We start from the raw sequence: 19,930 nt of genomic DNA on the forward strand, positions 1-19,930 counted from the left end.
ATAACTGGCAGGCAGAGTGCAACATCTATAGCAGATTCTATAAGAATGAATATAAAACTATGGATATTTACGCATTTTGCCGTCAATATTACTGCCACCGCTTGGTGTTTACCTCTAGGTCGGCATTGGCTTACATTTTTGGTTAAACATTTTACTGACGCTATTGGGCTATATTCCGGGCATCGTACATGCAGTGTGGATTATTGCCCGTCGTTAAACTCCCCTCTTAGTGCTGCAGCGCTAAGACGGCTCAGATATTCCCGGTTGGTCGGCAACCTGGCCAAAAGCTGCGCACCAGTGCGTTTAAATTCTGCACGAGTTCGCTCAACCAATGGTTGTTGCGCGCATATCGGGCCACCGGGTCGCCAATCCTTAGAGCGAACCCCCATCCCATACAGTACATATTGTTTACTGGCTGAGGAAAACAGCTCTTGCCTGATATTTGTTTCCCATACGCCGGGGGGCTGGCTTTGCCACAGGGCGAGCGCGTCCGTTAGGCTGCTTGTCCAGGACGCAACATCGGTGTGAGCCCGCCAATACTCACTGTCTGTCCGGCTACTCAGGACATAATGTAATTTAATAAAATCAATGATCTCCTGCCAGCGGGCTAGCGTCATTGAATTATATCGACTGGCTAATACACGACCGGCCTCAGGGGTTCGCGGCAATTGCTCAGCCAACCACCGCGCTGACGTTTCGATGAGCACCAGGGCAGTGGCTTCAAGCGGCTCAACAAATCCGGCAGAAACGCCAATTGCGATACAGTTATTTACCCAAAATTTGGCCCTGTAACCAGGGTCGAAGCGTATCACCCGCGTATCAACAGGCGCTGCCGATAGTGTCTTATCCGCATTTATATAGCGCAGCAAAGCGTCTTCGGCTTGATCCGGGTTGGTTAGGTCGCTGGCAAATACATGGCCTATACCGCGGCGTTGCTGCAGCGTAATATCCCAAATCCAACCTGAGGAATGCGCTGTAGCAACCGTTGAGGAGCCGACTGGCGTATCTGGTGAAGCATGGTTAACTTGCGCAGCGATCGCCGTATCATTGAATAAAACATGGCGTTGGGACACAAATGGCACACCAAAATGTTTACCGATAAGTAGCGCCGCAAAGCCGCTGCAATCAACAAACAAATCGCCGTCAATGGTTGCACCGTCAGTCAGTTGAATCGCTCGGATATCATCATTATTATGAGAATGTATAGCCGCTACGTGCCCCTGCTTATAAACCACCCCCAGATTTTCTGTGCAATGCTGCTGCAGCAGGGCAACAAACTTGGCTGCATTTAAATGATATCCGTAATTAAAATTATAGGCGTATTCCGGCAATTGCGGCAGTTTGGGCGCGAGGTAGTTCTCGCAGACTGTGCCCTGACTACAAACCCAACTTTCAAATTCGCCAGGACAACCGGCCTGATGCCAGGCATCAGCTAAACTTATTGCACCAAAACCAGCCGGGGCAGTAAAGGGATGATAATAGTGCTCATCTTTCCCCTGCTGCCAACCGACAAATTTTGAAGCCTGCTTAAAGCTGGCGTCACAGCAGGTCAAAAATTGTTTTTCGGAAATACCAATAAGACGCAATGTATCGCGCATCGTTGGCCAGGTACCCTCTCCAACGCCAAGGTTCTTCACTGCCGGCGATTCAACTAACGTGATATGAGTCTGGCTGTGTTCACCGCTTGTGGTGTTTTTTGCTGCAATTATACCAGCAGTAAGCCATCCGGCCGTACCGCCGCCGACAATGACAACTCTGGTTTTATTCGTGTCCATAATGTTGCTGCATGCTCGCGTATTTATCCCTTCGCCGGACAATATTGTTTAATAAAATCGGCGTGTTCCGGCAGTTGTGACAGTGCATTATTAATCGATGTTTTCAATGTCGCCATTTGCTGCATTAATCCCTGTGGTGGTAACAGTCGTCCGGCACCATGATGCTGCCTGGGCATCAAGCCCTGCCCCATCATTACCTGTACCCAGGAGTCCACTCTGAACAGCCCCACGTCATCAGGCCAGGCATAGCCATTTTCAGCAAATATCGCCATGCGGTGAGTGAGCGACTCAGGGATAGACATCGTCCGGTAGTGATGCCAAAAATCGCTGTCGTTTCGCGCGGTCAGGTTATAGTGCAAAATGATAAAGTCGCGGATAGTCTCCATCTCTTTTTCGGCTTCGCGGTTATAACGTTCAGCCAGCAACTCATGCTCCCCGCTAAAGGGAAAAAGCTTCATCAGACGAAACAGCGCGGTGGTGACCAAATGGATACTGGTCGACTCCAGCGGTTCTAAAAAACCACTGGATAAACCAATGGCGATACAGTTTTTATGCCAGGCTTTGTTGCGCCGCCCGGTCGTAAACTTAAGGTAGCGAGGATCGGTTAATGGTTGACCCTCGAGGTTGGCGGTTAATGTTGCCAGGGCTTCGTCATCGCTTAAAAACTGACTACTGTAAACAATCCCGTTTCCGACTCTTGACTGCAGCGGAATGCGCCATTGCCAGCCTGCTTTATGGGCTGTGGCAATGGTATACGGACGCGGTGCCTCGGTGGCTTCGGTTTGTACTGCTATGGCACGGTCTGCTGCCAGCCAGTGACTCCAGTCTTCATAGCCAACGCCCAGTTGTTCGCCAATCAACAACGCGCGAAAACCTGTGCAGTCAATAAATACATCGCCGTCGATGGTCACGTCAGCGTCGAGCCTGAGGCGCGAGATATTGCCGCAGTTATCGTCAATATCGACGGCCTTAATCTTACCCTCAATACGCTTTACTCCGCCCGCTTCTGCTTTGCCTCGCAAATAGGCGGCGTATGCTGTCGCATCAAGGTGATACGCAAAATTAAGCGCTTTGTTGCCTAACTTAGTGGCAAACTTATTCTGTTTGGCGGCTTTTAACTCAAGGCAATAATCTTCGAGGCTATCCTGCTGGCCGTTGGCCACGGCTTCGAGCCAGAACTCGTGGAACTCAGCCATCCACGAGCGCTGCCCTATTTCACCAAATGAATGCAAGTAGCTATCGCCATCGTGAGCCCAGTTGTCGAACTGAATGCCCAGTTTAAACGTGGCTTGAGTGGCCGCCATAAATTCGCGTTCGTCGATCCCCATTAGCCGATGAAAATTACACATGGTGGGGATCGTGGCTTCGCCAACACCGACAGTGCCAATCTGGTCAGATTCCACTAACGTAATATCCAGTACATTGCCGAGCCTTGTGGCTAAGCTAAACGCGGTCAGCCAACCGGCTGTGCCGCCACCGGCAATCACTACACGGGTTTTGTTTTGCGCCATCCAACAACCTACCTAACGGTTTATATTATTCAACAACATTGCCCGTAAACGCCGGGCAGATAATTCGTTTATTTCGGCTAACGGCCCATGGCACTCCTGGGGTAAATGAGCCGTTACGTTCTTAGCATCCCCAAACACGTAATAATCGAACAAGGCACGCCAGGCAGCTTTTTCTTGTGTGGGTTTATCGCGCAAACTCAGCATGCCGTGCATTAATACATCCATGGCATTGCCCAAATAGGGCTTGGCTGTCATCCACCAAAAGTTAACCATAATATTAAAGCGGTCAAGGGCTTCTACTTCATGCCACCACATGCTGGGGTAGTATAAACCATCACCAGGTTCCAGGTCGGCGATGTAGGCGTTTTCCAGCGCGGTTTTAAGCCGTGGATACTGTGTAAAATCAGGCTTGGCGAGGTTGGCTGTGGTCACAACCTGACCGCCCGGTGTCGGATGTAACGGGCCTGGATAGAGATTTTCAACCTGCTGCGGTGCAAACAACGTAAAGCGTCGCTTGCCCAACACGCAGCATGCAATATTTTTAGGCTGATCAAAATGTGCTGCCGCTACCGACTCTGTGCCAATCCAAATTTTAGGCACCGGCTGATTATTAATAAATTCATCATGATCAAAGTCGAGGGTATTGGCTTTACTTAGTCCGGGTAAGCCCTGATCAAAACGCAGTGAGTTAATATACAAATAATCATGCTGTGCCTGGTCAATATTAGCCGCAATTTCTTGAACCACGTCGGCAAGACGCGCTTTTTCACTGGTGTAATTAAATCCGGTACAACTCTTGTTGTAACCGAAACGAGCATTGATCGGTGGCGCTCCACGGTAAACTAATAATGGATGACCAGTATCCTGCTCGCAGAGCTGATCCATAACCGCCTGCCTTGATTGTCGGGCTGTTTGAACCAACGGCCAGTCTTTTACCAGGCCTTTTAAAATAACCGGTTTATTAAGCGCAAACAGATCATCATAAGGAATCGTATGCGGCGTAATGCCATCTAAAACCAATACCCGGTTGGCAACCATGCTATTCATTTCCTGAAAAGATTATAATAACGCTGATTGAGCGTTCTTTAATTCAATTAAACGCTGAAAATTGCCCATCGATGACAGCAGAAAATACAGAGTACCGAGCATCCCGTACTGATTAAGTTTGTGCAATGACTCCGCATCCAGGGCGCTAAGCTTTTGTTCGTTAATGGAGTAATAGTGACTCAGACTTACCTGTTCTACATTACTCAGTTTAATCTCAATCGATACTGGCTCCAGCAAATCCATTTCACTAATCAGCGCAAACAGCGTTTTATTATATTGCGCTCCGCTCTCAATGGTTTGCAGTGCCTTTTTAATATATTGCAGATAGGGAGATTCTCCCCCCATCGGTAAAAACACGGCTTCACCGTACAGGGTATTTACCCTTGGATCATCGGTATCTACGCAAATCATCGGCGCATCCGCCTCGCCGGTATCTGACTTTTTATAGCCTATACTGAAAGGGCCCCTGGCGAGTAATGCCGGAGTATAACGCGTAGTCCACCCCTGCTCTGACAAAAACAGGTTTTCGTTTTTCACCAGCCCCAAAATAGCATGGAGCTGTAATTGCTCACTAGTCTCATCACGAAAAATAAGCAGCGGAAATTCTTTATGTAGTTCGGAAATTTCAGAGGCGTAAACCTGACTGCGGTTTACATGAATACTGGCATTATCTGCGGTGTTGATCTGCACTTTTAAATCGGCATGATCGACATTGTTTAGTACCGTTATGTTTGACATATAAAAATTCGCATAAAGCTAAGAAGTGTTGTCTTAATGCATCCTACCGTCAGCGGCTATTAGTGGCAAATACTAGGTTGCCTGCCCATCAGTAGCAAGAAAAACCAGACCGATGAGTGCACCGGTCTGGTAAAGCAGAGTAACTAGAACGTGTAACGTGCGTTCAGCACGTAACGTCTGTCCAGCTCCTGGACAAAGAACGTATTGTTATAGCTACGGCCATACTGACGCTGACCTTCTTCGGTGAGGTTAATGATATCCAGACTCAGCGTTAGGTCTTCGCTGAAATCATAGCTTACATTGACGTCTACTTGTTCATACTCGTCGATAAACAGTGGGTTTCGTACTGATGATACACCACGGTTTACTTCACTGAGGAACGCATCACGCCAGTTGTAGGCCACCCGGGCAGACAGACCGTCTTTTTCGTAAATCAATACGATGTTAGCGGTATCTGATAAGCCTTCAAGAGCGAACTGATCTAAAGATGGATCTGCCCCCACATCATAACCAATATCACCGTCTACGATGGTAAAGTTAGCCTGATATCCAAAACCACTCTCACCAAAGAAGTGCTGCCAGGCTAACTCGTAACCTGAAATCCGCGCACTTTGGTTATTCACAGGCTGCGTTACTTCGAACTGTAAGGCTGGATCGCCCGCTACCGGTTCTACGTTATTATTGGCAAATACGGCATCAGCAAAGGCCTGACCTTCTTCAAACTCATCAGCACCGCCAGGGAATGCATTCGGGTTTGCCAAAAGTGCCGTCATGGTAAAGAAGTTACGCTCTGTAACTTCGACCCCACGGGCCTCAAGTTCAGCAATAGCCTGAGCAGAAGTGGTACCCGGTGCACCGGAAGTGGCATCAAGCAAGCCGAATAGCGGTTGTGCAACCTGCTGTGTACCTACGAAGTTATCAACGTCTTTGCGATAATAACCCACCGACACCATACTCGACTCACCATAGTAATATTCCAGTGATAAATCGAAGTTGTTGGATTCAAGCGGGTCTAACTGGGCATTACCACGGTTACCTGATGGCACGCCACCTAAGTAAGTAGGCCGCCCCGGCGCACCAACGGTGGTTGCGGTATACATTTGGTTATAGGCAGGACGTGCCAACGTCATACTGTATGACGCACGAGCTTTTAAGTCGTCAGTCAGGTCAAGAGACAAGTCGATATTCGGCAAGAAACTCTCATAAGAATGATCTTGTGATAACGCCTCAGTACCATTACCCAGTTGCAAACGGAAGTCGTTATCTGACAACCAGATGATTTTTTCTGGTACGGCTTGCAGAGAAATTGATTCTACATCGGTTTTCTCATAACGAGCACCCACTACCAGGTTAGCTTCGAAACCGCCAATTTCACCGTCCATCGATGCCATCGCGTATAAAGATAAAATATCTTCTTTAACGGTATTATTATCCGAGCCAACCGCAGGCAGATCGCCGGGCGTAAAACCGTAAGCCGGCGCAATCGCTTTGAGTAATTCAACGGCGTTGCCAACAAAGGATACGCTTCCTAATGCAATAGTGTTAGCGCCAGCCGGCACTGCGATGGCGTCGGCACCGTCAACACCACTCATATCATGGTCTTCGAACTGACAGGCCGTACAGCCTACTTCCAGTAGACCTTCCGGAATATTGCCTACATCAGCAACACCCCAGCCACCAAGCTGAGCTTCAGTTTCGTAGCGAACCTGATTCATTTCGGTGCTCATATAGCCCACACCAAAATCAACTTTTACACTGGCGCCTTCATCCCAGGTACCATCAAAACGGAATTGATTTACATCTGAAGTTTGATCAGACGAAATGGCTCGGGTAACCTGAGGCCCCACATCCGGGACGTCAAAAATGCCGTTATTATTACCTTTGATTGAGTCATCAATAACGATGCTGGCCTGCGGAATAGGCCGTGAAAAGTCCATGGTTTGCCAGCCAGCGGTCGCACCTGCGACGTTAAAACGCACAACGTTTTTACCGTAGGGACCAGCGCCACCGCTGCTCGCTTCGGCCAGTGAGGCGTCAAAGCGTAAGTTAAGAGAGTTCGACGCCCACCAGTCAACATTAAACCCAAAGGATTTAAGCTCATCTTTAGCGCCCATGACCAGGTTCTGGAAGAAAAAGTCCTTACCGCCATCGATATCTTCGGTAAAGCGAATAGGTGTGGCAACTACCGGGTTACCATCAAACTCCATATCGGTAAATTGACGCGCAAACCAAATCCCGTCGACCACAGAAGTCGATTGAATTTCATTGCTGGCATAGGTGGCATCAGCAGTAATTGTCATATCATCAGACGGTGCGTACTGAACCGTCAGCATACCGTTAATACGCTCACGGTTGTCGCTGTTAACGCCGAGACCTAAGTTAGACGGCATAGCCACTAACTGGCCTTCGTTTGGCGCGTTGGTGACATTGGCACCATCCACTAGTCCAAAAGTGCCCGGTGACGACGAATCCCAGTTGTACAACTGGTAGTTTTCAACGCTCATATGGCGGCTACCGGAATCTCGTTCCTGGAATGAACCAAATAACGAGACACCAAAATTCGATTCTTCGTTTACCCAGTTCGCTACACCACTTACCTCTGGGGTAACGCCATCACCACTTTCATCTTTAACCGCTTTGACACCCATCGAACCGCGGTTATCGCCTTGTGCCAGCGGTTTGAGTGTATTGATGTTAATGGTCGCACCAATACCACCAGACGGTACCGCAGCGCGACCTGTTTTATACACTTCTATGCCACTTACACCTTCAGAAGCCAGGTTTGAGAAATCGAAAGAACGCGTGGTTCCCGATGCGCCCTGATCTAACGGGTTACCGGTAATTGAGGCTACGTTTGCAGCCGGCATTTGACGGCCATTTAACGTAATCAGGTTAAAGTTACCGCCAAAACCACGCACGGTCACCTCGGAACCTTCGCCATTTACACGGTTTATCGACACACCCGTAATACGTTGTAATGATTCTGCCAGGTTGGTGTCAGGGAATTTACCCATGTCTTCAGCAGAGATGGCATCTACAACCCCCGAAGACTGACGCTTGACGTTCATAGATTGGGACAGACTGCCCCGAACGCCGCGCACTTCTATCTTTTCTACTGTTTCCGCTTGTTGTGCCTGAACGCCTGTAGCGACCATCACATATAGTGCCCCGGATACAGCCGTAGCTAACTTGCTTTTATAAAACATAATTTGGTTTCCAATGAGATTAACACTTTTAATTATTTGCGCTGTGCAAGCTAACGATATTCAACCTATTCACCCAACCGGTTGGTATCTTCAGAGCAGCAAGATTGTCCTGACCGCTGCTAATGCATCGTGCGCTGTGCTAAATCCAATACAGTTCTCTCATCCGCATTGAATACGTTACATCTGCAACAATTACGTTAACCAGTTGTAACAGGTATATGTATAGTTACATTTTGATAACAATGCAAGCATTTTGTAAAGCAACCTAACTAAATGTTAATTAATTACCAAATTTTGCTACAATATATACTTACCTAAAGTATTAACAGGCAAAAAATGGTGATTAAACAACCATTATTAGCAATTTAGGCTGGCAGATTACGGTCGAATTAAAATAAAATGTAAGGGACCCTTACGTAAAATCAGTTATTGACTGGCAGTTTAATCATTTGGTTGTTAGTAAATAACATAACTTTGTTAATGAAATGTATTATTGAACAATGGCCAGGGATCTGCTCAATTAGGCGTCGTTTGGCGCTGCTTATTGAGCGGGCTGGCAAAAAGGCTTTTTACTTGTCAGAAAGCAGGTATATTAATCAAAGCGTTGATTTATAGAGTGAATAATAAAAAAATGAATAATAATATCTTCACACAGCGAGCAGCGCCATTAGCATTAATGACAGACCGACAATTTTTCCACTGTCTTAAAACCTATGGGCCCATGACGCGCGCTGATATCGCCAAGAAAACCGGTATCTCCAGGCCTACCATTTCAGAATCAGCGCAGCGCCTTGAAAGTAGTGGTTTGGTCGTCGAAACGTGTCGTGCCAAGCCCAAAAAGCAAGGCCGAGCCGGTGTGATTTACGAAATTAACGCACACAAAGGGTTAACCATGGCGATTGCCATTGGGGTTAAGCAAATACAGCTACGTCTTACTGATTTGTCACTAAAAGTTATTCGGGAACATTGCTTTTCTATTGATCCCGCCTGGCAGCAGGACGACCTCAGCGAAGCTGTGATTCGCTTTATTCGTCTGGCCACTCAGGACCAGAGCCCGCCGCTACTGGCTATTGGCGTCTCAGTCGCCGTGCCGGTTAATTCTCAAACCGGTGACATTCATGCACTGCCCTACTCCAAATTTACCGTTATCCACGGCATCAATTTTAAACAAGTGCTCAGCGAAACCTTTGGCTGCCCGGTGATCATCGATAACGATGTTAACTGGGCTGCGCTGGCAGAAAAAACCATTGGTATCGCCAGGGGTGTGGCGAATTTTGTGTTTATTTACTTTGGCGAAGGTATCGGTGCTGGCGTATATATGGACAACTATGTGATCCGCGGAGTGGCAGGCATCTCCGGTGAAATTGGGCACATCATGGTTAACCCTACAGAGAACTTACAGGATTTTGTGACCAATCATAAGCTCCAGAAAGCGCTGGAAAACAATGAAGAACTCACAAACCACCCTGCGATTAAACAAATATGTCAAACGTTGGCTACAATTGCCGCGACACTCAATCCTGAAATGTTCGTCTTGGGCGGGCCGATGACTAAATTCGATCAGTTTATTCCGGCCATCGTAAAAGAGATAACACCGCTGTTATTTAACAGCGTCAACGTTGTACCCAGTAATGCCCCGAATTACGCGCCTTTAAATGGTGTTGAAGCCGGTGCCTATGAACTGGCGTTACTGTCTTTCGGGGTGCCCGCACCGGCGTCAGAGGAGTAGGTCATTGAGCACCTTACTGCAGCGCTAAAACAACCAGCTTACACACAACGCTAACACAAACGCGATGCTTCCCAACAGCGTTTCCATCACGGTCCAGGTTTTAAGCGTGGTTTTCTCATCTATTTCCAGTAATCCGGACACCAACCAAAATCCCGAATCATTAACGTGTGACAACACCGTAGCGCCACCGGCAATGGCGATTACAATGCAGCACAGATCCACCGCTGATAAACCCGTTAACTGAGATACGACCGGCGCCATAAGGGCTGCCGTGGTGGTTAACGCCACAGTCGCTGAACCCTGCGCGACTCTGAGGCAAACCGACATCACAAAGGCAGCAACAATCACCGGCAAACCTGTATCAACCAGCAGTTGTGCAAAAGCATCACCAATACCTGCCGCCCGCAGAACGCCTCCAAACATACCGCCCGCACCGGTCACTAATATCACTGCACAGAGCGGGCCCAGAGCGTCGTTACACATCACTTCATATTGTTTCCGGCTAAACTGATGACGTAACAAATAAAAGGCAAAAAGTAAGGTAAACAGCAAGGCTACCGGCGTTTTACCAATTAAACGAAAGCTGTCCAGCAGCGCCGAGTCAGCCGTCACAATACCGGCAACCTGCAACGTATTGATTACCGTATCGAAACAGATCAAACCAAAAGGTAACAGCAGGATCCCCAACACCCTGCGAAATGAGGGGCGATGTACCGAAGTTGACTGACTTGCCTCACTCTGAATAAACCACTGTGGCAAAGGTACATCAAAACGCTTACCCGCATACAGACCATAAAGATAACTACCAAGAAACCAGGTCGGCACGGCAATTACGGTACCCACTAGCAGTAATAACCCGATGTTCGCGCCGAGTAAGTCAGCCGCAGCCACCGGACCTGGGTGAGGCGGCACAAACGCATGCATAACCGCAAAAGCACCGGCTGCCGGCAACACCGTGACCAACGTAGACTGCTGTAAGCGCCGGGCAACACTCAATAATATAGGCATCATAACGATTAAACCGGCGTCAAAAAAAATTGGAAAACCAAACAACAGCGAGGTTATACCCAAGGCCAGTGGGGCCCGCTGCAAGCCAAACAAATTAATCATTCGTTCAGCCAACACATCGGCACCGCCGCTGGTTTCGAGTATTTTACCGATCATCCCTCCAAGGCCTACCAATAAGGCAACCGCTGCCAGGGTACTGCCAAAACCACTCATCATTACCGACAAAACATTTGCCGGATTAATCCCGGTCAGTAGCGCCGTAAGCAGACTAACAAGAATAAGTGCAATGAGCGCATGTACTCTGGCCACAATGATTAGCAGCATCAGTACGATAATCATTCCAAAACCAGTGGCGAGCAAGAGCAGATTGTTTGTTTCGTTGATTGCGGTATCCATTAATTCTCAAACTTGTCTGAATTGTTTCTTCACACCAAGCCGTTCTACGGCTAGAATGTTACGCATAACATAAAGAAGAACATTTTTTTAACAATAACGCAAGTGATCCCAATGGCAAAATTTGTATCAGCGAGTCAGGCACAATGTATTGTCGTTATGGGCGTCAGTGGTTGTGGAAAAAGTACCATTGGCGCATTGCTGGCTAATGAGATGTCGGCTGACTTTGTAGATGGTGACGATCTCCATCCGCCACAAAACATTGCCAAAATGGCACGTGGAGAAGCACTTACCGATAGTGATCGCCTTCCCTGGTTGCAGGCAATTAACCAATGCGCATTAACTGCACAAAATAATAATCACCGCCTGGTTATTGTTTGCTCAGCATTAAAAAAAACCTATCGGGATATGTTAAGATCTGGCCTGCCGGCGCTTAGGTTTGTGTATCTGCACGGTACCTATGAACTGATTAAACAGCGTCTTGAAGATCGCCAGGGCCATTTTATGAAAGCTGACATGCTCAAAAGCCAGTTTGCCACCCTGGAAGTACCTGATAGCAGTGAGACAGATGTTATTGCCGCGGATATTACATTGAGCAAAGACACTTTGGTGGCCAGAATCATTCATCACCTAAGGCATGATAATCCGGCAGAGTTATAGCTCATCGCATTGCATTGTCCGGTGTTAAGCTGACTATAAACTTTGCCCATCATTTAGCGAAAAGCCTAAATCAACAATGCGGCCAGGCCCTCTTTTGCCCTTGATAGCATCAATAACCAGATGGGCACTTTTAATACCAATGGCCTGCCGTGGAGTAATGACACTGGTTAGCGTTGGTTGCATGGTTTGACCAACATCGAGGCTGTTATAGCCGACGATGGCTAAATCCTGTGGTACCCGAATGCCAACATTGTTGCAGTGCTGCATGGCGCCTACCGCCAAATCGTCGTTGGTACAAAAGATGCCGTCCACGGCACTGTAAGTATCCAGAGCCTGCTTGAGTAAATTCATTCCCTGCGTAAAACTCGACTGAAAAGGTGTTGCGATAGTTTGCGGTGTATACCCTGCTTCCCACATGGCCTGCTCATAGCCTTGCTGGCGTAACAATGTGCGGCGGTCAAGGCGTGCGGCCAGATAAACAATACTGCGCTTGCCACAACTAATCATTTTATTTACCGCAGCAAATGACGCCGCTTTATGATCTAAGCCTACCGCCATGTCAATGGGTGACTCAGGCAGCTCCATACATTCAACGACAGGCAGGCCTGACTGTTTCAGCATTGTCCGGGTTCTTTGGCTATGTTCTGTCTCGCTTAAAATAAGACCGTCGATTTGATATGACATCAACATTTCTATTTTACGCTCTTCTACCTGCTGATCATAACCCGTATGAGCCAGCAAGATATCGAACCCCTCAGCATTAGAGATGGTTTCAATGCCCTCTACCAACGCCGCAAAAACCTGGTTCGATAACGACGGGATAACCACGCCAATCGTGCGGCTCAGTGCTTTTGACATCAATGCGGGTGCGCGGTTATGGATGTATCCGGAACGCTTAACGGCCTGGGCTATTTTTTCACGTGTTGCTGGCGCAACTTTTTCAGGTGAACGAAAATAACGGGAAACGGTCATTTTCGTAATACCCAGTTGATCAGCAATATTCTGCAGAGAAACACGTTGCGTCATAGGAGCCCATTAGTTAATCAATCGCCTTCGATGTTACACGTAACATCAACGAAATAGAACACATTTACACGTTTGTTTTTCTCTGTGCTTTGGTTACCTTCCCTGAACCGGAGAATAGCAATTGCTACTGCTGATCAGAGTGCTGCAACTGTTGCCATTGCTTAACGAAACAGTCGTACAGCGGCTGATCAAATAAATAGAAGCTTACCCGGAGGCTGTGTAAAAAAGGGCGGCAACTTTGCAGCGCAATGCGCGCGGCTGCGTTATGCGGAAACCCATAGACGCCACAGGAGATGGCCGGAAACGCCACCGATTTGCAATGATATTGAATAGCCAGTTCGCAGCTGTTTTGATAAGCGCTGCGCAGTGTTTGCGGTGGATTGCTATCACTCTCATAGACTGGTCCCACAGTGTGAATAATGTATTGCGCTGATAAGCGGCCTGCCGGTGTAATCCGCGCCTCACCGGCAGGACAACGCACACCGTCTTGTTGAGGTAATGCTTTACAAGCTGCAAGCAGCTCAGCGCCAGCGGCCCGATGAATAGCGCCGTCTACGCCGCCGCCTCCGAGTAACGTGGGATTGGCAGCGTTGACGATTGCATCGACGCTCGCTTGGGTAATATCACCTAACACCAATTGCATGGACATTCTCAGCTCCCGGATTTCAGGGGATTAAATCTTTGCAAAGCCACCGGGAGCCCTGCCTGACAAAGCGCTGGCGCTGCTGCGGGTTACCTTTTAAGTTTAAATAATCCACCTCTGTGACCTGCAAAGCAACGACGCAGAAATGTGCCGGCATAGCATCAGGATCGCTTTCATCAACCTGCAAAGGTTGCTCGGGATGAGTGCGGGGCGCGGCGGGTTGTCCCCATAAAAACTGCTGGCGACCTGCACGCGATAAAGACTGCCAGTATTCTGCGCACAGCGCGTTGCCTGTTTCAGGTGTATGTATCGTCGCTGTTACGTTAAGACGGTATTGCTCGCGCGTTGTAGTAAAGTACCAGCATACGGCGGCATTGGGCTGCACAGTCAATTCCGCAAACTTGGCGCTGCGGATATCGCTGATAAACCAGATGGTATCCTGCTGTGGCGCAAACGTGCGGCACACCACCGTGCGATTTTGCGCCCTGCCCTTTGCATCTACCGTTGCCAGCTGAAAATAGCGACTTTGCGGTTCGTCACGGGTTTTCCTGAGGCTACTGTCGAGTAAACTATGCCAATCAGACATCAACCTTTACCGTTTGCCTTGATACCCGAAAATAAACGATAAAAATTAGCCGTGGTTGCTTCGGCCAGCTCATTAACACTAATACCGCGCAGTTTGGCAATAAACTCGCCCACTTCCACTACATAACCCGGTTGGTTCTGTTTTCCCCGGTGTGGAACAGGTGCCAGCCACGGCGAATCCGTCTCTATCAGGAGTCTGTCCAGTGGGATCGCTTTGGCGACTTGTTGTAATTCAGTGGCCGATTTAAACGTCACAATGCCGGAAATAGAAATATAAAAGCCCATCTCCATGGCCGCTTGAGCCATAGGTAAGTCTTCAGTAAAACAATGTAACACCCCAATGGTTTCTGGCGCTTTATATTGTTTAAGTAAATCAAGCGTGTCCTGACGTGCATCGCGGGTATGGATAATCAGCGGTTTGCCTGTCTCGTTAGCAACCTTAATATGATCTATGAAAGACTGTACCTGTACGTCTTTGGTATCTTCACTGTAATAATAATCCAGCCCGGTTTCACCAATGGCGACTACTTTATCGCTGCTCGCAGCACTAAGCAGTGTCTCGAAGTCACAGGCATCTTCCTGATGCAGTGGGTGCACACCACAGGAAACCGACACATCACTGAACCCGGCAACCGTGTTGACCATTTCAGGATAATCGTTAACCGACACCGACACACACAAAAAGTGCTCTACACCACGCTGACGTGCAAAGGTCAGCGTTTGCGCCAGTTCCTCACTGTTTTGTTTGAGGCGATCGAGGTGGCAATGAGAATCTACAAACAAAAACGACTCCTTAAGCTTGTTTTAACTGAGAAAATATTTGGCAAAGCAAGAGCATCTTATTCACACCAGGGTGTCTGACCCTGGCCGCCAGCCTGATACACTGCTGATAGCGTTGTAAGTCTTCGTTACGCTGTGACTGGCAATATTGATCATGAAAATACTGCTGGCACCAGTATACCACCTGTTCAGCATGATCCTGCCATTTCGCCGCGGCCTGAGTGATGTCCTGATTATTACCCAGCATTGCCTGTAAACCATCCATAAAATCACGATAGGTTATAGACTTTTCATCACTGAGTGCGCTGGCCAGGCGTAACGGGGCATTTCCATAGGCCTTGAGTAATGCCTCGTCCACATCAGTAAAGCCCTGTTGTGCCAGCCATTGCAGACTTTGTGCTGTCGGCGGCGTTGCCAGCACATGTTTTTCACAACGGCTTAAAATAGTGGGCAACAACCCGGTGAGGCGGTGAGTAATGAGCAATAAATAGGTATTATCAGTGGGCTCCTCGAGGGTTTTAAGTAAGGCATTGGCTGCTGCTTCGGTCATTTTATCTGCGATGGGAATCAACAGCACTTTGTGCTGTCCGATTTGCGCAGTCGTATTGAGCTTTTGAATACTGGTGCGAATAGCATCTACACCCAGTTGCTTATCGCTTTCAAGCATGTAGCGGTCTGGGTGGTTGCCGGCGGCAATTAATTTACAGCTCTGACAGGCCTCGCATGCGCCCTCGCTGGTTGGCTTTAAACACAGAATACTCTGCATCAACGCTTCGGCTAACTGCTCCTTGCCAACGCCCCGGGGGCCGCTGAGTAAAATACCGTGGTGCAACGTATTGCGATTAAAGCGTTCCACCAATGATGAAAAATGCTCGTGCAGCCAGGGTAACACTAACATGAGAAATAATGCTCTAAGGTATCTTTTACCGACTGATGCACCGCTTCCATATGTTGCATGGCATCGATAGTGATCACTGATTCATCGGCTGCTGCCAACGCCTGGTAGCGAGCCCGGGTGCGGTGAAAAAAGTCCAGTCCCGCCAGTTCTATACGGTCTAACTCGCCACGGCCACGCGCGCGCGCGAGGCCCACTTCCGGTTCAACATCCAAATACAGGGTCAGATCGGGCACAAAACCCTGTAAGGTGATGTCACGCAACGCATCCAGCTTAGCCTGTTGAATACCGCGTCCGCCGCCCTGATAAGCCTGAGATGATAAATCGTGACGATCGCCAATCACCCATTTACCATCTGCCAGTGCCGGTTTGATGACATTGGCCAGTAGTTGTGCTCTGGCGGCATACATCAACATTAGTTCGGTTTCTTCGGTTACCGTTTCCTGCCAGTTTTGCTTTACGCAATGTCGGATAGCCTCAGCCATCGGCGTGCCGCCCGGCTCTCGCGTGGTGATAGTCTTGTGTCCCTGAGTTTGTATTATTGACTCTACCAGGGCGATAACCGAACTTTTACCGGCACCTTCAAGACCTTCCACCACAATAAACTTGCCTGTCATTTATGCTTGCCCACTTTATTGATTTAACTGGTACTTGCGTACCGCTTTATTATGTTCTTCGAGCGTTACCGAAAACTGATGACTGCCATCGCCACGGGATACAAAATAGAGTTCATCGGTCACTGCCGGTGCCAATGCCGCGTTAATAGCCGCCCGGCCAACCATGGCAATAGGGCCTGGCGGCAGGCCATGATGTACATAGGTGTTATACGGCGTGGCTTCACGCAGGTGGGCACGGGTTAAATTGCCATCAAACGCCTCGCCAATCCCGTAGATAACCGTCGGATCGGTCTGCAGGCGCATGTTTTGTTCCAGGCGATTAACAAACACGCCTGCTATGCGTTGCCGCTCCTCTGCCAGCGCCGTTTCTTTCTCAATAATCGATGCCATTGTCAGCACCTCGACCGGATTATCATAAGGTAAACCCGGCGGCCGGCTCTGCCAGCCGGCAAGCAAAAAGTCCTGCATCGCCGCGGAAGCCCGGCGCAGAATATCGGTAGCCGCGGTATGTGCTGTAAAATGGTAGGTGTCGGCTAACAGTAAACCCTCTGCACTGTTCAGTTGCTCATTGCTGTACACCTGCCATTGCCTGAGCAGTTCATCCATAACCGGCCCGTAATGGGTATCCAAATCGTTCTTAACATAGGGATGTTCAGCCAGTACTGCCTGCCACTGCCGGAGGGTTTGGCCTTCAATCAGACTGATATCAAATTGTGCCTCTGCCCCCGTCGACAGGGTATTGAAGGCATCAGCCAAGGTCAGCGGCGGCGCCAGGTAATATGTACCGGCTTTAACAGGCTGACCACTGTAACCTATTTTGAGCCACAACCGCGCCAGTTTAACCGGCATTGGTAACCAACCGTTTTGCTCAAATTGATATAAGGTGGCAATGGCGCCCTTGCCCGCTTCCTGGGTAAATAATTGACGTTGTTGTATGTTTAGTGGCTGGTTGAGTTGCTGCTGTACCCAGCTCAGTAATGCTATCGCCATGGCGACAACAATTACCGTTACAATAAGAAGTTTACGGAGCACTGTATTCCCTCTCATAGGCTGCAGCCAACGATTGGCGGAGTTGGACAACGGGCGTCAGACTGTACTGTACAGTGTGATTTTCAAGTGAAAACTGCCTGACCGGTACTATCTGCATCAACGCATTACATACAAAGGCCGCGTCCGCCCGGTACACGGCATCATGCCCATACTGACCGACCTCAACAGCCGGTAGCTGATCAAGGATAAACTGGCGCATCACGCCATTGACACCGGCATACTGCAACGCTGGCGTGTGCCATTTGCCGTTGTCGAGCCAGAACAAGTTGGCTGCACTGGCTTCAATAACATTACCCGCGGTATCGGTCACCACGCAATCGTCGAAAGTCGTTTGTGCCAGCGCACGTTTAATTAAAACCTGCTCCAGCCGGTTGGCGTGCTTGAGTCCGGCCAGTAGTGGCTGCTGCGCCAGGTTAACTTCCACTGTGCCAAGGTGTATACCCTGATGTTGCCATGCGTTATAAAACGACGGTACCTGGTGCCAACTGAGTGCAACGCAAGGAGCGGCGGCTTCTGCTCGGGCATAACCGCGACCACCTACTCCGGCCCCCAGCAGGCATTTTAACACTGCATTTGTGGTATCACGGTGGGCGGCCAGAGTATTGCGCAGCAGCGAGCGCAAGGCTCCCCCAGACACCGTCAAACCTAACTTCGCGGCGTCATGGTGTAAACGTGCAATATGGCGTTCAAATAATGCAACCCTGCCGCCAATCACGCTCATGGTGCTAAACACGCCATCACCATAATTGGCCAGCCGGTCGTTCAGGGCAAATTGTTGCAGCGTAGCCAGTGCATTGGTGTCAGTCATACCACTTATTCTGTTTAACTTGGCGTTTAACTCGCCGGTTATATTTTTACAACGTTGCCGGCGCTTTGCCTGACCGTTGAATTATATCAGTAATTCAAGCAAACCAGCAGTGCAGATTAGCGTTGTCTCAGACACATCTTAGTTTAAACAAAAAAGGAACCCCGTGGGGTTCCTTTCGCTACAAACTGGGCTGGTATTACTCAGGTCGCTTGAAAATCAAACTGCCATTGGTACCACCAAACCCAAAGGAATTACACAACGCATATTCCTCGTCGAAGCCTTTAGCTTTATGGGCAACAAAGTCTAAGTCACACCCTTCCCCCGGATTATCCAGGTTTATGGTGGGTGGCGCTGTTTTGTCACGTAAGGCCAGAATAGTGAAAATGGCTTCAACAGCACCGGCGGCGCCGAGTAAGTGGCCAATCATCGACTTCGTGGAACTTACTTTAAGCTTATAGGCATGATCGCCAAACACGCTTTTTACCGCCGCTACTTCGGCGGTATCACCGGCGGGTGTCGAGGTACCGTGGGCATTGATATAACCAATCAGCGCAGGGTCCAACTTAGCATCGTTAATGGCATTTACCATCGATGCAGCAGCACCCTCGCCGCTTTCCGGCGGTGATGTCATATGATACGCATCGCCGCTCATACCAAAACCAACCAGCTCTGCGTAAATGGTTGCACCACGTGCTTTTGCGGCTTCGTACTCTTCGAGCATAACAACGCCGGCACCTTCGCCCATCACAAAACCATCACGGTCTTTATCCCAGGGCCGACTGGCCTGCTGAGGCGCATCGTTGCGCGAAGACAACGCCCGGGCCGAGGCAAAACCGGCCATGCCTAAAGGCGTAATCGACGCTTCTGCTCCGCCTGCCACCATCGCATCGGCATCGCCATAAGCAATGGTTCGCGCGGCAACACCAATGTTATGCACACCGGTAGTACAGGCGGTCACAATGTTCAGGTTAGGGCCTTTCAAACCTTCCATAATCGACAAGAACCCGGAAATCATATTGGTAATGGTCGATGGTACGAAAAACGGTGATACCCGACGCGGACCGCTATTCATAAGCTTGGTATGGTTTTCCTCAATTTGTTCAAGACCACCAATACCAGAGCCGATCGCGACGCCAACACGGGCAGCATTGTCTTCATTAACCACCAAACCCGAATCACGCAACGCCTGGACGCCAGCGGCAATGCCCAGTTGAATAAACCGGTCCATCTTCTTGGTTTCTTTTTTATCGATATAATCTTGCGGGTCAAAATCATTGATTTGACCAGCAAAGCGAGTGGAATAGTTACTACAATCGAAACGGGTGATCTCGCCAATCCCGCTTTCTCCAGCCAGAATACGGCGCCAGGTTGTATCAACAGACAACCCCAAAGGAGAGAGCATACCCAAGCCAGTAACCACTACGCGACGTTTAGTCACAAAAAATCCTCATATTGGCAC

At 49.0% G+C, this 19,930-nt stretch carries 17 protein-coding genes and 1 pseudogene; 3 read left to right on the forward strand and 15 right to left on the reverse strand.

The features are described from left to right. Positions 1-73 precede the first annotated feature (73 nt). Positions 74-217: pseudogene (locus OIK42_RS10805) on the forward strand (YqaE/Pmp3 family membrane protein). Here the strand turns inward: OIK42_RS10805 and OIK42_RS10810 are convergent. The 5 genes from OIK42_RS10810 to OIK42_RS10830 form a co-directional block, all read right to left on the reverse strand. Continuing rightward, complete coding sequence (locus OIK42_RS10810; protein WP_273640435.1) at positions 201-1,775, reverse strand: tryptophan halogenase family protein; 1,575 nt, start codon at positions 1,773-1,775, stop codon at positions 201-203. The pseudogene OIK42_RS10805 and the gene OIK42_RS10810 sit on opposite strands and share 17 nt — an antisense overlap. Before the next feature lie 23 nt (positions 1,776-1,798). Beyond that, complete coding sequence (locus OIK42_RS10815; RefSeq protein WP_273640437.1) at positions 1,799-3,286, reverse strand: tryptophan halogenase family protein; 1,488 nt, start codon at positions 3,284-3,286, stop codon at positions 1,799-1,801. A 12-nt stretch (positions 3,287-3,298) separates the two neighbouring features. Continuing rightward, positions 3,299-4,333 carry a cupin-like domain-containing protein gene (locus tag OIK42_RS10820; RefSeq protein WP_273640443.1) on the reverse strand — a complete coding sequence of 345 codons (1,035 nt, stop codon included), beginning with the start codon at positions 4,331-4,333 and terminating at the stop codon, positions 3,299-3,301. Positions 4,334-4,345: 12 nt separating this feature from the next. Further along, positions 4,346-5,071, reverse strand: a complete 726-nt coding sequence (locus OIK42_RS10825) for a SapC family protein (RefSeq protein ID WP_273640444.1) — start codon at positions 5,069-5,071, stop codon at positions 4,346-4,348. Positions 5,072-5,214: 143 nt separating this feature from the next. Further along, entirely contained in the window at positions 5,215-8,277 is a 3,063-nt protein-coding gene (locus OIK42_RS10830; RefSeq protein ID WP_273640445.1) for a TonB-dependent receptor, read from the reverse strand. A gap of 631 nt (positions 8,278-8,908) precedes the next feature. Here OIK42_RS10830 and OIK42_RS10835 point away from each other — a divergent pair. Continuing rightward, a complete protein-coding gene (locus OIK42_RS10835; RefSeq protein ID WP_273640446.1) occupies positions 8,909-10,006 on the forward strand; it encodes an ROK family transcriptional regulator in 1,098 nt (365 codons plus the stop codon). Positions 10,007-10,030: 24 nt separating this feature from the next. Here OIK42_RS10835 and OIK42_RS10840 read toward each other — a convergent pair whose 3' ends face one another. Then, positions 10,031-11,410 (reverse strand): GntP family permease, encoded by a 1,380-nt coding sequence (locus OIK42_RS10840; RefSeq protein WP_273640448.1) that lies wholly within the window; start codon positions 11,408-11,410, stop codon positions 10,031-10,033. A 111-nt stretch (positions 11,411-11,521) separates the two neighbouring features. On the opposite strand from OIK42_RS10840, the gene OIK42_RS10845 reads away from it, so the two are divergent. After that, positions 11,522-12,067, forward strand: coding sequence for a gluconokinase (locus tag OIK42_RS10845; protein ID WP_273640450.1), 546 nt, complete (start codon positions 11,522-11,524; stop codon positions 12,065-12,067). Positions 12,068-12,100: 33 nt separating this feature from the next. Here OIK42_RS10845 and OIK42_RS10850 read toward each other — a convergent pair whose 3' ends face one another. From OIK42_RS10850 to fabF, 9 genes are all read right to left on the reverse strand, one after another. Beyond that, on the reverse strand, positions 12,101-13,093 hold the full coding sequence (locus tag OIK42_RS10850) for a substrate-binding domain-containing protein (RefSeq protein ID WP_273640452.1): 993 nt from the start codon (positions 13,091-13,093) through the stop codon (positions 12,101-12,103). 124 nt (positions 13,094-13,217) lie between these two features. Further along, a complete protein-coding gene (locus OIK42_RS10855) occupies positions 13,218-13,742 on the reverse strand; it encodes an O-acetyl-ADP-ribose deacetylase (RefSeq protein ID WP_273640454.1) in 525 nt (174 codons plus the stop codon). Between the two features lie 16 nt (positions 13,743-13,758). Next, the gene (locus tag OIK42_RS10860; protein ID WP_273640456.1) at positions 13,759-14,322 is read right to left on the reverse strand and encodes a pyridoxamine 5'-phosphate oxidase family protein; all 564 of its coding nucleotides are present in this window, start codon (positions 14,320-14,322) and stop codon (positions 13,759-13,761) included. Continuing rightward, complete coding sequence (locus OIK42_RS10865; protein WP_273640459.1) at positions 14,322-15,104, reverse strand: TatD family hydrolase; 783 nt, start codon at positions 15,102-15,104, stop codon at positions 14,322-14,324. The genes OIK42_RS10860 and OIK42_RS10865 overlap by 1 nt, the downstream gene beginning before the upstream one ends. Positions 15,105-15,114: 10 nt before the next feature. After that, positions 15,115-15,999, reverse strand: coding sequence for a DNA polymerase III subunit delta' (gene holB / locus OIK42_RS10870; RefSeq protein ID WP_273640461.1), 885 nt, complete (start codon positions 15,997-15,999; stop codon positions 15,115-15,117). Then, positions 15,993-16,613, reverse strand: coding sequence for a dTMP kinase (gene tmk, locus OIK42_RS10875; protein ID WP_273640462.1), 621 nt, complete (start codon positions 16,611-16,613; stop codon positions 15,993-15,995). Before tmk ends, holB begins: the two co-directional genes overlap by 7 nt. A 15-nt stretch (positions 16,614-16,628) precedes the next feature. Further along, positions 16,629-17,645 carry an endolytic transglycosylase MltG gene (gene mltG, locus OIK42_RS10880; RefSeq protein WP_273640463.1) on the reverse strand — a complete coding sequence of 339 codons (1,017 nt, stop codon included), beginning with the start codon at positions 17,643-17,645 and terminating at the stop codon, positions 16,629-16,631. Continuing rightward, on the reverse strand, positions 17,635-18,471 hold the full coding sequence (pabC, locus tag OIK42_RS10885; protein ID WP_273640465.1) for an aminodeoxychorismate lyase: 837 nt from the start codon (positions 18,469-18,471) through the stop codon (positions 17,635-17,637). The genes mltG and pabC overlap by 11 nt, the downstream gene beginning before the upstream one ends. Before the next feature lie 196 nt (positions 18,472-18,667). Next, a complete protein-coding gene (gene fabF / locus OIK42_RS10890) occupies positions 18,668-19,909 on the reverse strand; it encodes a beta-ketoacyl-ACP synthase II (protein ID WP_273640466.1) in 1,242 nt (413 codons plus the stop codon). Positions 19,910-19,930 lie beyond the last annotated feature (21 nt).

Origin of the sequence: Alteromonas gilva (assembly GCF_028595265.1) — a bacterium.
Classification (GTDB): Bacteria; Pseudomonadota; Gammaproteobacteria; order Enterobacterales; family Alteromonadaceae; genus Alteromonas; species Alteromonas gilva.